Genomic DNA, 13,988 nt, shown 5'->3' on the forward strand with positions numbered 1-13,988 from the left:
TACCGTTTGCAAACAAAGTGTGAATGGACCGATGAGTGAACCACTGCTGACCGTTGCTGACAGCCTGAAAGACAGAGCTCGCGCCGCGCTCGGTTCACGTAATCTGATCCTTGTCGGGCTGATGGGCGCCGGCAAATCCGCCGTCGGGCGCATCGTCGCCAGCCAGCTGGCCATTCCCTTCGTCGACAGCGACCTCGAGATCGAGCGTGTGTCGCGGATGACGATCCCCGAACTTTTCGCGGCCTATGGCGAGGAAGAGTTCCGGGCGCTGGAAACGCGGGTGATGAAGCGGCTGCTGAAAAGCGGGCCGCGTGTCGTCTCTACCGGCGGCGGCGCCTTCATTAACGAGCGGACGCGCAAACATATCAAGAAGGGCGGCCTATCGGTCTGGCTGAAGGCGGATCTCGACGTGTTGTGGGAGCGGGTCAACAAACGCGACACGCGGCCGCTGCTGAAGACCGAAAATCCCAAGCAGACGCTCGAAAACCTGATGAATGCGCGTTATCCGATCTACGCGCAGGCAGATATCACCGTGCTTTCGCGCGACGTGCGCAAGGAAATCATGGCCGACGAGGTGCTGAAGGCCATGATCGAAGCTCAGAAGGAAAGTGCAGCGTCATGAATGCGATACCCTCCGCCTCCACGATCCGAACGGTGCATGTGCCGCTCGGCGAGCGCGCCTACGACATCCTGATCGGGCCGGGGCTGATTGCACGGGCAGGCGCCGAGATCGCCTCTCGCCTCAAGGGCCGCAAGGCGGCTGTCGTCACTGACGAAAATGTCGCTCCGCTCTATCTCGAGGCTCTCGTCGCAAGCCTGAATCAAGCGGGCATCGTGTCGGCTGAGGTCGTCCTGCCAGCCGGCGAGAAGACCAAGAGCTTCGAACATCTCATCACGGCCTGCGACAAGGTGCTGGAGGCTCGCGTCGAACGTAACGATTGCGTCATCGCGCTCGGCGGCGGCGTCATCGGCGATCTCTCGGGATTTGCCGCCGGCATCGTCCGGCGCGGCGTGCGCTTCGTCCAGGTGCCGACCTCGCTGCTGTCGCAGGTCGATTCCTCGGTCGGCGGCAAGACCGGCATCAATTCCCGCCATGGCAAGAATCTGATCGGGGTCTTCCACCAGCCGGATCTGGTGCTGGCCGATACCGATGTGCTGAATACGCTGAGCGAGCGCGAATTCCGCGCAGGTTACGCCGAAGTGGCGAAATACGGGCTGATCGACAAGCCGGATTTCTTCGCCTGGCTGGAAGCGAACTGGACGTCGGTTTTTACAGGCGGCCCCGCGCGTATCGAGGCGATTGCCAAGAGCTGCCAGGCGAAGGCCGATGTCGTCGTTGCCGACGAGCGCGAGAACGGTCAGCGGGCGCTGCTCAATCTCGGCCATACTTTCGGCCATGCGCTCGAAGCGGCGACCGCCTATGACAGCTCGCGCCTCGTGCACGGCGAGGGTGTTTCGATCGGCATGGTGCTGGCGCACGAATTCTCCGCACGCATGAACCTTGCAAGCCCGGACGACGCCCGGCGCGTCGAACGGCATCTGAAGGAGGTCGGCTTGCCGACCCGCATGTCCGATATTCCGGGCGACCTGCCGCCGGCGGAATCGCTGATGGATGCGATTGCGCAGGACAAGAAAGTCAAAAGCGGCAAGCTCACCTTCATCCTGACACGGGGCATCGGCCAGTCCTTCGTCGCCGACGATGTTCCGGCGTCCGAAGTGATCAGCTTTCTCCGGGAAAAGCATCCCTGATGTCGGTCGAAGGCGCTCTGGCATTTCTCGCGACATATTGGCCGGAGATCCTTTCGATCACGGCGCTCGTGCTCATGTCCGCCTTCTTTTCCGGCTCGGAGACCGCGCTGACCGCCGTTTCGCGCAGCCGTATCCATACGCTTGAAGTCAATGGCGACGAACGCGCCGGCCTTGTCCGGCAGCTGATCGAGCGGCGCGACCGGCTGATCGGGGCGCTGCTCATCGGCAACAATCTCGCCAACATCCTGTCATCCTCGATCGCCACCAGCCTCTTTCTCGGGCTGTTCGGCAGTTCCGGCGTGGCGCTGGCGACGCTGGCGATGACCGTTATCCTGGTCATCTTCGCCGAAGTGCTACCGAAGAGCTGGGCGATTTCGACGCCCGACCGCTTCGCACTCGCCATCGCTATCCCGGCCAGGCTCTTCGTCATCGTCGTCGGCCCGGCTTCCTCCTTCGTCAATGCGATCGTTCGCCGGATTCTTTCGCTGTTCGGTATCAATCTGTCACGAGAGACCTCGATGCTGACGGCGCATGAGGAACTGCGCGGCGCCGTCGACCTGCTGCACCGCGAGGGATCGGTGGTGAAGGCCGACCGTGACCGCCTCGGTGGCGTGCTCGATCTCAGCGAGCTCGAACTGTCCGACATCATGGTCCACCGCACGGCGATGCGGGCGATCAATGCCGACGATCCGCCGGAAGCGGTGGTGCGCGCCATTCTCGAAAGCCCCTATACGCGCATGCCGTTGTGGCGCGGCACGATCGACAACATCATCGGCGTCGTGCACGCCAAGGATCTGCTGCGGGCGCTTGCCGAGCCGAACATGGAGCCGCAGAACCTCGATATCGTGAAAATCGCGCAGAAGCCGTGGTTCGTGCCCGACAGCACCAACCTTGAGGATCAGCTCAACGCTTTCCTGCGCCGCAAGCAGCATTTCGCCGTCGTCGTCGACGAATATGGCGAGGTGCAGGGCATCGTCACGCTGGAGGACATTCTCGAGGAAATCGTCGGCGACATTTCCGATGAGCACGATATCGAAATACAGGGCGTGCGTCAGGAGGCCGACGGTTCCGTCGTCGTCGACGGCGGCGTACCGATTCGCGACTTGAACCGCGCGCTCGACTGGAACCTGCCCGACGAGGAGGCAACGACGATCGCCGGCCTCGTCATCCACGAATCGATGACCATCCCGGAAGAGCGCCAGGCCTTCACCTTTCATGGCAAGCGTTTCATCGTCATGAAGCGGGAGAAGAACCGCATCACCAAGCTGCGTATCCGCCCGGCCGGGGAAGACGGCGCAAAGCCAGCCTGATCCATTCAAATTGCTACAGTATCCCTTGCGCATCTGAAAAGATGCGCGGCGCTGTAGGATTGCCGGCCGCCAATGCCTATATAAGCTTTGCTGCCGCTACCAGCGGGTCGGTTCGTCAGGTGCTGCCGGTTCTACGGCCAGCGCGTGCAGTCCGGCATCCAGCTCCGGTTTCAACAGGTCGGTGATTGCCCGGTGGCGCGCCAGCCGCGACATGCCGGTAAATTTGGCCGAAACGATTCTCACCCGCATATGGGTTTCGCCGGTGCCCGTGATATCAGGCTGATGGCCGGCATGCAGATGGCTTTCGTCGATGACGCTCAGGCGTTCGGGCGCGAAGGCTTCGACTAGTTTTTCTTCAATGCGGGTTCGCAGGGTCATCATCCGGTCTTGCAGCTTCGCGAAAAGGGTTCCCACCAAGCCAGTAACATTCCCATTTGTCAATTCTTGTTGTCGCTTCGCGGCAGGACCATAATTAGCGCCGTCATGAGACTTGATTCCAAATATTTCGATCGCATCCGAACACGCCGCAAACGGGAGCCGGAGCCAGAGCAGGCACCGCCTACCTGTCAGTGGGACGGCTGCGACAAGAAAGGCACGCATCGCGCTCCTGTCGGACGCAATGCGGAAGGCCAGTTCTTTTTGTTCTGCTTCGAGCACGTCAAGGACTACAACAAAGGCTACAATTATTTCTCCGGTCTTTCCGACGGTGAGATCGCGCGATATCAGAAAGAGGCAATCACCGGCCACCGGCCGACATGGACCGTCGGCGTCAACAAGGCGGCGAAGGACAGTCCGCTGCATTCGGAGGTCCGCTCCGGCGCCTATACCCGCGTTCGCGATCCCTTTGGCTTCGTCAAGGAAGGCGGCGGCAAGGGCAGCGGACCGCGTTTTCCCCAGGCCCGCAAACTGAAATCGCTGGAAAGCAAAGCCTTCGAAACGATGGGCCTCGACGCCAATGCGACGTCGGCGGAGATCAAGAGCCGCTACAAGGAACTGGTCAAGAAACACCATCCGGATGCCAATGGCGGCGACCGCGGCTCGGAGGAGCGTTTCCGCGCCGTCATCCAGGCCTATCAATTGTTGAAGCAGAACGGTTTTTGTTAATTCCCATCCTTGCTCTTGGGCTTCAATCGGGTATGGTCCAAATCGGCTGAGGCCGCAGGCAAACGCGGCTCATATTTGTGCGTTTTCCCGACATCGCCTCCGCCGACCTTCCGGACGCGGCGTTTCTTGTCCGGGACTCTTTCAAGAATGCTCGCACGCGGTCATCATCCCGCCGAGGTTTCGTTTCAGTCCCGGAGAAGTATCGCCGACGTTCCGACCTGGACGGGCGTGGAATAAAATCGCGGCGTCCGGGTTGCGACATGGCCTGAGACAGTATGGCCGGGTGGCATCACCCGCCTTGGAGACATGATGAGCAAGATCGACCTGGATATATCAGAACTGCCCGATACCACCGTTTCGGTCCGCGAGGCCTACGGTATCGATTCCGACATCCGCGTTCCCGCCTACAGCAAGGGCGACGCCTATGTGCCGGACCTCGACCCCGACTACCTGTTCGACCGCGACACGACGCTCGCCATTCTCGCAGGCTTCGCGCATAACCGCCGCGTGATGATCTCCGGCTATCACGGCACGGGCAAGTCCTCGCATATCGAGCAGGTGGCGGCGCGCCTCAACTGGCCCTGCGTGCGCATCAATCTCGACAGCCATGTCAGCCGTATCGATCTCGTCGGCAAGGATGCGATCGTCGTCAAGGACGGGCTGCAGGTCACCGAATTCAAGGACGGCATCCTGCCCTGGGCCTATCAGCACAATGTCGCACTGGTCTTCGACGAATATGATGCCGGCCGTCCCGACGTGATGTTCGTCATCCAGCGCGTGCTCGAATCCTCCGGCCGCCTGACGCTGCTCGACCAGAGCCGCGTCATTCGGCCGCACCCTGCCTTCCGCCTGTTTGCGACGGCGAACACGATCGGCCTTGGCGACACGACCGGCCTCTATCACGGCACGCAGCAGATCAACCAGGCGCAGATGGACCGCTGGTCGATCGTGACGACGCTGAACTACCTGCCGCATGATCACGAAGTGAATATCGTCGCGGCCAAGGTGAAGAGCTTCGGCAAGGACAAGAACGGCCGCGAGACGGTTTCGAAGATGGTTCGGGTTGCCGATCTGACGCGCGCCGCCTTCATGAACGGCGATCTCTCCACCGTCATGAGCCCGCGCACGGTCATCACCTGGGCTGAAAACGCCGAGATCTTCGGCGATCTCGCCTTCGCCTTCCGCGTCACCTTCCTCAACAAGTGCGACGAGCTGGAGCGGCCGCTGGTCGCCGAGCACTATCAGCGCGCCTTCGGCGTCGAGCTGAAGGAAAGTGCCGCCAATATCGTTCTCGGAGCTTGAGATCGACCGATCATGGCAGCTCGCGGTGACAATTCGAAAGCAAAACCCGGCGCGCCTGTCGACGTCGAGCCATTGCGCCGGGCGATAACCGGCTGCGTGCGCTCGATCGCCGGCGACGGCGATGTCGAGGTGACCTTCGCCAACGAACGGCCGGGGATGACCGGCGAGCGCATCCGGCTGCCGGAGCTTTCCAAGCGGCCGACGGCGCATGAGCTGGCGGTCACCCGCGGGCTCGGCGATTCCATGGCGCTGCGTCTCGCCTGCCATGACGAGAAGGTGCATGCGACGATGGCGCCGCAGGGCTCGGACGCCCGGGCGATCTTCGATGCGGTCGAGCAGGCGCGCGTCGAATCGATCGGCGCGCTGCGCATGGAGGGCGTGGCGTCGAACCTGCGCTCGATGACCGAGGAGAAATATTCCAAGGCGAATTTTACCGGCATCGAGCGTCAGGAAGACGCACCGGTCGGCGAAGCCGTGGCGATGATGGTGCGCGAGAAGCTGACCGGCCAGCGCCCGCCGGCCTCTGCCGGCAAGGTGCTCGATCTCTGGCGCGGCTTCATCGAGGACAAGGCAGGAACCGAGCTCGACAACCTGTCGAACTCGATCAACGACCAGCAGGCCTTCGCCAAGGTCATCCGCAACATGCTGTCGGCCATGGAAATGGCCGAGGAGTATGGCGACGACGACAGCGAAGCCGATAATGACGACCAGTCGGAGCAGGAAGACCAGCCGAACGGCGACGAGCAGGATCAGGACGAGGTCGACGAGGATGCCGGCACCGATGCCGCCCCCGTCGAGGACAGCGAAGTCGCCGACGAGCAGATGGAGGACGGCGAGACCGAAGGCGCCGAGATTTCCGACGACGACATGATGGAAGAGGGCGAGGACGATTCGGAAACGCCGGGCGAAACCCGCCGTCCGAACACGCCTTTTGCCGATTTCAACGAGAAGGTCGATTATCACGTCTATACCGAAGAGTTCGACGAGATCATCACCGCCGAGGAGCTCTGCGATGCCGCCGAGCTGGAGCGCCTGCGCGCTTTCCTCGACAAGCAGCTGGCGCATCTGCAGGGCGCGGTCGGCCGTCTTGCCAACCGGCTGCAGCGCCGCCTGATGGCGCAGCAGAACCGTTCCTGGGATTTCGATCTGGAAGAGGGCTATCTCGATCCGGCCCGGCTGCAGCGCATCATCATCGATCCGATGCAGGCGCTGTCCTTCAAGATGGAGCGCGACACGCAGTTCCGCGACACTGTCGTCACCCTGCTCATCGACAATTCGGGCTCGATGCGCGGCCGGCCGATCACGGTTGCCGCCACCTGCGCCGATATTCTCGCCCGCACGCTGGAGCGCTGCGGCGTCAAGGTCGAGATCCTGGGCTTTACGACGAAGGCCTGGAAGGGCGGGCAGGCGCGTGAAAGCTGGCTTGCCGGCGGCAAGCCGCAGACGCCGGGCCGCCTCAACGACCTGCGCCACATCATCTACAAGTCGGCCGACGCGCCGTGGCGGCGCGCCCGCGCCAATCTCGGGCTGATGATGCGCGAGGGTCTGCTCAAGGAAAATATCGACGGCGAGGCGCTGATCTGGGCACACAATCGCCTGCTCGCACGCCGCGAGCAGCGCCGCATCCTGATGATGATCTCGGACGGGGCGCCGGTGGACGATTCGACGCTGTCGGTCAATCCGGGCAATTATCTGGAGCGGCACCTGCGCGCCGTCATCGAACGGATCGAGACGCGCTCGCCTGTGGAATTGCTGGCGATCGGCATCGGTCACGACGTGACGCGCTACTATCGCCGCGCCGTGACGATCGTCGATGCGGACGAGCTTGCCGGTGCAATGACCGAGCAGCTTGCCTCGCTATTCGAAGATCAATCCGTCCAGCCGCGTGGCGGCCGGCTGCGCCGTGCCGGCTGATGTCGCTCAAAGGAAATACCCGGCATGACGATCAAGCGTCTCTGCGGTGCGGCGTCGATTGCCCTCTGTATCGCCACAGGCGCCTTTCCGTCCTGGGCTGCTGACGAGGTGCCGGTCATTAGCCGGCAAATATCGGACTTCAGGATCGGCTCTTCAGAGACGAAATTCGGATCGATGGAATTTCTCGGCGGGCTGGAGATGGTGTCCAGCCGCGCGCTGTTCGGTTCGCTCTCCTCCATCCGTTTCCGGCCGGACCAAAAACATTTCGTCGTCGTGCTCGATACCGGCCAATGGCTGACCGGCAGCATCGAGCGCGACGTCAAGGGCAGGCTTTCCGGCCTTTTGGATGTCGAGATCACGCCGATGAAGAACAGCGCCGGGCTGAGCTTCGAGGGCAAGGGATATATGGATGCCGAGGGCCTGGCGCTGGACGGTGACCGGATTCTGGTCTCCTTCGAGCAGCGCCATCGCGTCGATGTCTATCCCGACCCCGGCTTCGCCGATTCGAGCGCGATCGCCACTTTGCCGATCCTTATCCCGCGGAAGATGTTGAGCGACAATCGCGGCATCGAGACCATCACGGTGGCGCCGGCATCGAGCCCGCTGAAGGGCGGCGTGGTCATCGTCTCCGAGCGCGGTCTCGACAGCGACGGCAACCGGCTGGCGGCCATTCTCAGCGGGCCGCTGAAAGGGCGTTTCTCGGTCGAGCGGGATGGCAGCTTCGACGTCACCGACGGCGCCTTCCTGCCGAACGGCGACCTGCTGCTGCTGGAACGCCGCTTCAACATGGCCGAAGGCATCGGCATGCGCCTTCGGCGCATCAAGGGCGCCGATATCAAGCCCGGCGCCGTCGTCAGCGGCGACTTACTGCTGGAAGGTAATTTCAACTCGCAGATCGACAATATGGAAGGGCTCGATGCCTTTCAGGCGGCCGACGGCACGAGCCATATCATCCTGGTGTCGGACGACAATCATTCGATCCTGCAGCGCAACCTGATGCTGGAATTCCGGCTTTCGGAAGAAGCCGCGTGGGTAGCGCCGAGTTCCCAGAAGCGGAATTGATCCTAGCCACCGGCCCGAAATCGGAATCGATTTTCGGAAAGCGCGATGCGAGGATTGAAAATGCTAGAGCGTCAGACTGATGTCATATGCCTCGGCTATCCCGCGCAATCGGGGATTGCCCGGTATGGAAACAGGATCGGGCCCGGTGGCGACATGGAAGTTAAAAGCGGGGAATTCCTGCAGTGGGCGGCGAGTTACGACACAGCCGGTCCGGAACGCCGCAGTCTTGCGGCGCATGAGCAATGGCTGGAAACGCAGACAGCGCCGGTGTTGCGGCTCGATTCGTCACGAGATATCGACGATCTGGTTGCAGAGGCTCTGCTGCATCCGGCGATCGCCGCCTGTGCGGTCCGGCGGCGTCGGTGATTAGCTGGCGCGGGCGGCCTGCATCGGCCGCAGTACGTTCATCAGCGCGCCATAGGGCAGCAGCATGACGAGGCCGACGATCATCTTCACGGCGAAATCGCCGATCGCCCAGGAAATCCAGCGTGGAGCCTCCGTGGCGAAGACGCCCAGGACGGGAGCTGCTTCCAGCGCGAAAGGATCGTTCGGGCCGAGGAAGACGAAGAACGCGGCGAAGGACAGCGAGAAGAACATCACCGTATCGAGCGCCGAGCCGATCAGCGAGCCGACCAGCGGCGCGCGCCACCAGGCCTGGCGGCGAAGGCGGTTGAAGACGGCGATATCGAGCAACTGGCCGGCGAGATAGGCCGAGCCGGAGGCGATGGCGATGCGCGGAACCGAGGTGAAGAAGGAGAGCGTCACGCCAACGACGAAGCCGGCAAAGACGACCTTACGGGCCGCCTGCGGGCCGAACTGGCGGTTGGTCAGATCGGTGATCAGGAAGGCGATCGGATAGGAGAAGGCGCCCCAGGTCAGGATGTCGGCAAGGTTGATGCCGGCGACTTCGGCGTTCAGCGGAAACTGGACGAGGAAGTTGGAGGCGACGACGACGAGCGTCATCAGCGCGACATAGGCGATGGTATAGCGGGTCTTCAGCATTTTTTTATCCTGGGTGATGCCACCAGTTGGAGGAGTAAACCGACAAAGCAAAAGGCTTGTCCGGTATTATCCGTTCAAGCCTTTTGAAGCCGTATGAAAGAAAGGCAGAAGCTTACGCAGCAGCGGCTTCGGCGGTCTTCTTCACGATCTGACGGCGCAGCAGGCGCGCGCGCATCGAGAGTTCGTTTTCACCAGCCTTCAGCAGGAAGGCATCGAGGCCGCCACGATGCTCGACGGAGCGAAGAGCAGCAGCCGAAACGCGAAGACGATAACGCTGGTTGAGAGCGTCGGAAATCAGCGTGACCTGGCACAGGTTCGGCAGGAACCGGCGCTTGGTCTTGTTGTTGGCATGGCTGACATTGTTACCAGTCAGGACGGCCTTGCCGGTCAATTCGCACACGCGGGACATGGAACACCTATTCTTGTTTTTGTCGGGCCATCGAATTGACATTCCCGGCAAAACCAGGCGCGCAATCCAACAGGCATGATTGGAAAGTTGCGGTTCTATAGTCAGACAGGCTGCTTGCGTCAAGCCAAACCTTGGCCTTTCCCGCAATTCTGTCAAAAAGCTGCTGTTTTCTTCCCTTCACGGCAGGAGTATAGAGCGCTTAACAAGGGCTGCCAGCGCGCGCCAAGACAAGGCTTGATTCATGGCTCATTCGGGCAGACGGATTTTCATTTCGGCCATCGCCGCGCTGCTTGCCATACCGGCATCGGCGGCCGAAATCCAACATCGGACGGAATACCGGGTGACGCTCGCCGGCTTGCCGATTGCGCGCGCGGCCTTCCTGACGCAGATCGAGGACGATCACAGCTACAAGATCGCCGGCAGTATCAATTCCGCCGGCCTTGCCGATCTCGTCACGACGATTTCGGCCAAGACCAGCGTGAGCGGTGTCGTGCGCAATGACAGATTGCAGGCGCAGAAATATTCGCTCTACTACAAGAGCGGCAAGAAGGCCCGCGTCTACGAGGTCAGTTACCGCGACGGCAACATCGTTTCGGCGACGACGACACCGGCGCCGAAGCGTCCGAAGAACTGGATCGACGTCACGCCGCGCGACATGCGATCGGTGCTCGATCCGATCTCCGGCCTGGTCTTCACCGGCGATACCAAGGTCTGCTCGCAGACGCTGCCGATCTTCGACGGCGAGACGCGCATGGATCTGGTGCTTTCGCCGAAGGGCGACGAGGATTTTTCGACCAACGGCTTCAAAGGCAAGGCGGTTGTCTGCGGCGTGCGCTTCGTGCCGCGCTCCGGCTACAAGAAGGGCCGCAAGGACATCGACTATCTCAGCAAAAGCAACCGCATGGAAATCTGGTTTGCCAAGTCGGACACGGCAAATGTATACGCTCCCGTCTATGTGCGTATTCCAACCGAATATGGAATGGTGACGATCACTGCCGTCAAATACGGCAGCGACAGCTGACGGAGCTTCTGTCTCCGTGAAGGGGGATGGGTGAGGCTTCGCGCGACATTGATCGGTTTTACGGCCATCCTGATGTGGTCGTTCCTGGCGCTATTCACGGCCGCCTCCGGCAAGATGCCGCCGTTCCAGCTTGCGGCCATCTGCTTTGCGATCGGCAGCATCCCCGGCCTCGCGGTGCTTGTCCTCAACCCCGCGCGGCTGGCGCTGTTGAAGCAGCCGGCCAAGGTCTGGATAACGGGTATTGCAGGGCTGTTCGGTTATCACTTCCTCTATTTCACCGCGCTCCGCAACGCACCGGCGGTGGAGGCGGGGCTGGTCGCCTATCTCTGGCCGCTGTTGATCGTCGTCGGTTCGGCGCTGCTGCCGGGCGAACGGCTGCGCTGGTATCATCTGGCGGGTGCGCTTGCCGGGCTTTGCGGCACCTTCCTGATCGTTGGCCGCAACGGCATCGATTTCGACGGCGCCTATGCCGTCGGCTACGGGGCCGCCTTTCTCTGCGCCTTCACATGGTCCGGCTATTCGCTGCTGACGCGGCGTTTTGATGCCGTCTCCACGGATGTCGTCACCGGCTTTTGCCTTGCGACATCCATCCTGTCGTTCTTCTGCCATCTCGGCCTGGAGACGACCGTCTGGCCGGCCACGGGTTTCGAATGGGTTGCCGTCGCCGGGCTCGGGCTTTTTCCGGTCGGTGCTGCCTTCTATGCATGGGATCACGGCGTCAAGAACGGCGACATTCAGATCCTCGGCGCGGCAAGTTATGCCGCGCCTCTGCTTTCGACGCTGATCCTGCTGCTGTTCGGATTTGCCGAGCCGAGCTGGCGCGTTGCTCTTGCCTGCCTGCTCGTTACCGGCGGGGCGGTGCTGGCCGCCCAGGACATGTTCCGCCGCAAGGTTCCGGCGCAGTCTGCGGCAGAGTAGGCCTTAAAACAGGATTCAGATTTTACGCCCGGTTGGCCTAAATTCTGAATCCTGTTCTAAATTATATAGTTAGAGCATGATGTCGTCCGAAAGCCGCTCACACTTTTCGGCATCATGCTCTAGCGCCGGGCTTCCAATCGGGTGGCGCCATCTCGAAGCTCGAAAATTCGAAGCCGGGCGAGACGGTGCAGCCGACCAGGGTGAAATCGCCGAGGGTTTCGGCCGATTGCCAGCAATTGGCGGGAACGATCGCCTGCGGCCGCTCGCCGGCGGACAGGTTCGTCCCGAGCGTCAGGGTCTCGCTTGCGGTTCCGTCTTCCGAACGATGCAGGAAGAGCGGCGCGCCGGCGTAATAATGCCAGACCTCAACCGCGTCATGGACGCGATGCCAGTGCGAGCGCTGTCCCCTGGTCAGCAGATAATAGATCGCCGTCGAGTGGCCGCGTTCTCCGCCCGCCGTATCGCGGAACGTCTGCGCATACCAGCCACCCTCGGGATGCGGCTGCATGCCGAGTTCGCGGATGATGTCCTGAGGCGACATCAGAAATTGTCCTTGCGCTTGCGGATCTCGGCAAAGACCTCCTCGTTGGTCTTGCCTTCCATGATCAGATTGCGGCGGATCGCCGGATCGGCGGCGCGCAGGAACGGGTTGGTCTCCTTTTCCAGCCCCAGCGTCGTCGGAATGGTGAATTTGCCGTCGGCACGAAGGGCCTCGACCTCGGCGGCGCGGCTCTTCAGGCGCTCGTTGTCCGGATCGATCGTCAGCGCGAAGCGGGCATTGGACAAGGTGTATTCATGGCCGAAATAGACGGCAGTCTCATCGGGCAGCACGGCGAGCTTCTGCAGGGAATGCCACATGTCGGCGGCCGGGCGTTCGAACAGCCGGCCGCAGCCGAGCGCAAACAACGTGTCGGCGGCAAAGAGCAGCTTGTCGTCGACGAAGTGATAGCAGATATGGCCGGCGGTGTGGCCGGGAGTCTCGATGACCTTGACCGTGTGATCGCCGAAAAGGAAGCTGTCGCCATCGGCCATCGTCCGGTCGAGGCCGGGAATGGCGACGGCCTCGTTGATCGGGCCGATGATCTCGCAGCCGAACTGCTCCTTCAGCGCCAGGTTGGCACTAACATGGTCGGTGTGGTGGTGGGTGGTGAAGATATGGCTGATTTTCCAGCCGCGGCGAGTCGCCGCTTCCAGGATCGGCGCCTCCTCCGGCGCATCGATCGCCGCGGTCAAGCCTGTCTCCGGATCGTGCACGAGAACGCCGAAATTGTCGGTGCGGCAGAGAAAAACGTCTAATTCCAAAGGTTTCATCGTTCAATAATCCCTTGTCTCAGGAGTCTCGCGGGAATGTAGAGGTTCCGGCCTTGAAGTCCAACCGCCCGCTGATAACATTTGTCGCAATGCACGCCGATATCGTCGACCTACGCCAGTTCTATCATTCCGAGCTCGGACGTCTTGCCGAGCAGTCGATCGCCATGGCGCTATCCTCGCTCTGGGTGCGGCTGCCGCAGGAGCGTCTGGTCGGTCTCGGCTATGCCGTGCCCTTCCTCGACCGTTTCCAGGCCGATACCGAGCGCACCTTCGCCTTCATGCCGGCCGGGCAGGGCGCGGTGAACTGGCCGATGGGCTCGCTCTCGTCGACGACGCTTGTCTTCGACGAGGAGTTGCCGCTGCCGGATTCCTCGATCGACCGGGTGCTGATGGTGCATTCGCTGGAATTCGCCGAAAGTCCGCGCGAGACGCTGAAGGAGCTCTGGCGGGTGCTGGCGCCGGGCGGACGGCTTGTTATCGTCGTGCCGAACCGGCGCGGCGTCTGGGCGCGCATGGAGCATACACCCTTCGGTTCGGGCCGGCCCTATTCGCGCGGCCAGCTGACGCATCTGCTGCGCGAGACGAATTTCACGCCGGGCGCGACGGCTGAAGCGCTGTTCTTCCCACCTTCGAAGCTCAGGACCATTCTGCGCCTTCGCCGTGCCTTCGAGCGGATCGGCCGAACGCTGTGGCCGGCCTTCTCGGGCGTCATCATCGTCGAGGCGCAGAAGCGGCTTTATCAGGGGCTGCCGGTTGCAGCGCGGGCTTCCCGCCGCGTCTTCGTGCCGGTTCTCGCACCGCATGGCGTGCCGACCACACGCAACCGCTGACGCCGCTCTCAGCCTTCTCAGGCTGCTTGCGTCACGCCCATACCTCTCGACAACAA

At 62.1% G+C, this 13,988-nt stretch carries 15 protein-coding genes and 1 pseudogene; 11 read left to right on the forward strand and 5 right to left on the reverse strand.

What is annotated here, in order from left to right:
- Positions 1-31: 31 nt before the first annotated feature.
- Genes ACMUVN_RS31545 through ACMUVN_RS31555 form a run of 3 tightly spaced genes read left to right on the forward strand, consistent with a single transcriptional unit; the run spans position 32 to position 3,059 of the window.
- A complete protein-coding gene (locus ACMUVN_RS31545) occupies positions 32-622 on the forward strand; it encodes a shikimate kinase (RefSeq protein WP_028756446.1) in 591 nt (196 codons plus the stop codon).
- Complete coding sequence (aroB, locus tag ACMUVN_RS31550) at positions 619-1,749, forward strand: 3-dehydroquinate synthase (protein ID WP_132574241.1); 1,131 nt, start codon at positions 619-621, stop codon at positions 1,747-1,749. Before ACMUVN_RS31545 ends, aroB begins: the two co-directional genes overlap by 4 nt.
- On the forward strand, positions 1,749-3,059 hold the full coding sequence (locus ACMUVN_RS31555) for an HlyC/CorC family transporter (RefSeq protein ID WP_028756444.1): 1,311 nt from the start codon (positions 1,749-1,751) through the stop codon (positions 3,057-3,059). The genes aroB and ACMUVN_RS31555 overlap by 1 nt, the downstream gene beginning before the upstream one ends.
- A 96-nt stretch (positions 3,060-3,155) precedes the next feature.
- On the opposite strand, the gene ACMUVN_RS31560 is transcribed toward ACMUVN_RS31555, so the two are convergent.
- Complete coding sequence (locus tag ACMUVN_RS31560; RefSeq protein WP_028756443.1) at positions 3,156-3,440, reverse strand: BolA family protein; 285 nt, start codon at positions 3,438-3,440, stop codon at positions 3,156-3,158.
- Positions 3,441-3,542: 102 nt separating this feature from the next.
- Here ACMUVN_RS31560 and ACMUVN_RS31565 point away from each other — a divergent pair, with 102 nt between their 5' ends.
- The 5 genes and pseudogenes from ACMUVN_RS31565 to ACMUVN_RS31585 all read left to right on the forward strand — a co-directional run.
- Positions 3,543-4,163: a J domain-containing protein gene (locus ACMUVN_RS31565; protein WP_028756442.1), complete on the forward strand. Its 621-nt coding sequence runs from the start codon at positions 3,543-3,545 to the stop codon at positions 4,161-4,163.
- Positions 4,164-4,472: 309 nt separating this feature from the next.
- Positions 4,473-5,465 (forward strand): cobaltochelatase subunit CobS, encoded by a 993-nt coding sequence (gene cobS / locus ACMUVN_RS31570; protein ID WP_047615895.1) that lies wholly within the window; start codon positions 4,473-4,475, stop codon positions 5,463-5,465.
- Positions 5,466-5,477: 12 nt separating this feature from the next.
- On the forward strand, positions 5,478-7,379 hold the full coding sequence (cobT, locus tag ACMUVN_RS31575; protein WP_047615893.1) for a cobaltochelatase subunit CobT: 1,902 nt from the start codon (positions 5,478-5,480) through the stop codon (positions 7,377-7,379).
- A 24-nt stretch (positions 7,380-7,403) separates the two neighbouring features.
- The gene (locus ACMUVN_RS31580; protein WP_097596291.1) at positions 7,404-8,441 is read left to right on the forward strand and encodes an esterase-like activity of phytase family protein; all 1,038 of its coding nucleotides are present in this window, start codon (positions 7,404-7,406) and stop codon (positions 8,439-8,441) included.
- Between the two features lie 114 nt (positions 8,442-8,555).
- Positions 8,556-8,807 (forward strand): annotated as a pseudogene (locus ACMUVN_RS31585) (adenylate kinase); the annotation flags it as partial.
- On the opposite strand, the gene ACMUVN_RS31590 reads toward ACMUVN_RS31585, so the two are convergent.
- Both ACMUVN_RS31590 and rpmB read right to left on the reverse strand, forming a co-directional pair.
- Positions 8,808-9,443 carry a VUT family protein gene (locus ACMUVN_RS31590; RefSeq protein ID WP_017962311.1) on the reverse strand — a complete coding sequence of 212 codons (636 nt, stop codon included), beginning with the start codon at positions 9,441-9,443 and terminating at the stop codon, positions 8,808-8,810.
- Positions 9,444-9,555: 112 nt separating this feature from the next.
- Positions 9,556-9,852: a 50S ribosomal protein L28 gene (gene rpmB, locus ACMUVN_RS31595; RefSeq protein WP_028756436.1), complete on the reverse strand. Its 297-nt coding sequence runs from the start codon at positions 9,850-9,852 to the stop codon at positions 9,556-9,558.
- Positions 9,853-10,093: 241 nt separating this feature from the next.
- On the opposite strand from rpmB, the gene ACMUVN_RS31600 reads away from it, so the two are divergent.
- On the forward strand, positions 10,094-10,873 hold the full coding sequence (locus ACMUVN_RS31600) for a DUF3108 domain-containing protein (protein WP_063476287.1): 780 nt from the start codon (positions 10,094-10,096) through the stop codon (positions 10,871-10,873).
- A gap of 30 nt (positions 10,874-10,903) precedes the next feature.
- Positions 10,904-11,791, forward strand: coding sequence for a DMT family transporter (locus tag ACMUVN_RS31605; RefSeq protein WP_063476288.1), 888 nt, complete (start codon positions 10,904-10,906; stop codon positions 11,789-11,791).
- A 112-nt stretch (positions 11,792-11,903) separates the two neighbouring features.
- Here ACMUVN_RS31605 and ACMUVN_RS31610 read toward each other — a convergent pair whose 3' ends face one another.
- Positions 11,904-12,332, reverse strand: a complete 429-nt coding sequence (locus ACMUVN_RS31610; protein ID WP_063476289.1) for a cupin domain-containing protein — start codon at positions 12,330-12,332, stop codon at positions 11,904-11,906.
- A complete protein-coding gene (gloB, locus tag ACMUVN_RS31615; protein WP_063476290.1) occupies positions 12,332-13,102 on the reverse strand; it encodes a hydroxyacylglutathione hydrolase in 771 nt (256 codons plus the stop codon). The genes ACMUVN_RS31610 and gloB overlap by 1 nt, the downstream gene beginning before the upstream one ends.
- A gap of 53 nt (positions 13,103-13,155) precedes the next feature.
- Between gloB and ACMUVN_RS31620 the strand changes: the two genes are divergently transcribed.
- The gene (locus ACMUVN_RS31620) at positions 13,156-13,932 is read left to right on the forward strand and encodes a class I SAM-dependent methyltransferase (protein WP_028756431.1); all 777 of its coding nucleotides are present in this window, start codon (positions 13,156-13,158) and stop codon (positions 13,930-13,932) included.
- Positions 13,933-13,988 lie beyond the last annotated feature (56 nt).

This window comes from Rhizobium sp. IY2, from assembly GCF_047532935.1.
Taxonomy (GTDB): domain Bacteria; phylum Pseudomonadota; class Alphaproteobacteria; order Rhizobiales; family Rhizobiaceae; genus Rhizobium; species Rhizobium anhuiense.

Bases quoted from the DNA above. Each gene is read 5' to 3' on its own strand.
- ACMUVN_RS31545 (WP_028756446.1), top strand. From the start codon at position 32: ATGAGTGAACCACTGCTGACCGTTGCTGACAGCCTGAAAGACAGAGCT.
- aroB (WP_132574241.1), top strand. From the start codon at position 619: ATGAATGCGATACCCTCCGCCTCCACGATCCGAACGGTGCATGTGCCG.
- ACMUVN_RS31555 (WP_028756444.1), top strand. From the start codon at position 1,749: ATGTCGGTCGAAGGCGCTCTGGCATTTCTCGCGACATATTGGCCGGAG.
- ACMUVN_RS31560 (WP_028756443.1), bottom strand. From the start codon at position 3,440: ATGATGACCCTGCGAACCCGCATTGAAGAAAAACTAGTCGAAGCCTTC.
- ACMUVN_RS31565 (WP_028756442.1), top strand. From the start codon at position 3,543: ATGAGACTTGATTCCAAATATTTCGATCGCATCCGAACACGCCGCAAA.
- cobS (WP_047615895.1), top strand. From the start codon at position 4,473: ATGAGCAAGATCGACCTGGATATATCAGAACTGCCCGATACCACCGTT.
- cobT (WP_047615893.1), top strand. From the start codon at position 5,478: ATGGCAGCTCGCGGTGACAATTCGAAAGCAAAACCCGGCGCGCCTGTC.
- ACMUVN_RS31580 (WP_097596291.1), top strand. From the start codon at position 7,404: ATGACGATCAAGCGTCTCTGCGGTGCGGCGTCGATTGCCCTCTGTATC.
- ACMUVN_RS31590 (WP_017962311.1), bottom strand. From the start codon at position 9,443: ATGCTGAAGACCCGCTATACCATCGCCTATGTCGCGCTGATGACGCTC.
- rpmB (WP_028756436.1), bottom strand. From the start codon at position 9,852: ATGTCCCGCGTGTGCGAATTGACCGGCAAGGCCGTCCTGACTGGTAAC.
- ACMUVN_RS31600 (WP_063476287.1), top strand. From the start codon at position 10,094: ATGGCTCATTCGGGCAGACGGATTTTCATTTCGGCCATCGCCGCGCTG.
- ACMUVN_RS31610 (WP_063476289.1), bottom strand. From the start codon at position 12,332: ATGTCGCCTCAGGACATCATCCGCGAACTCGGCATGCAGCCGCATCCC.
- gloB (WP_063476290.1), bottom strand. From the start codon at position 13,102: ATGAAACCTTTGGAATTAGACGTTTTTCTCTGCCGCACCGACAATTTC.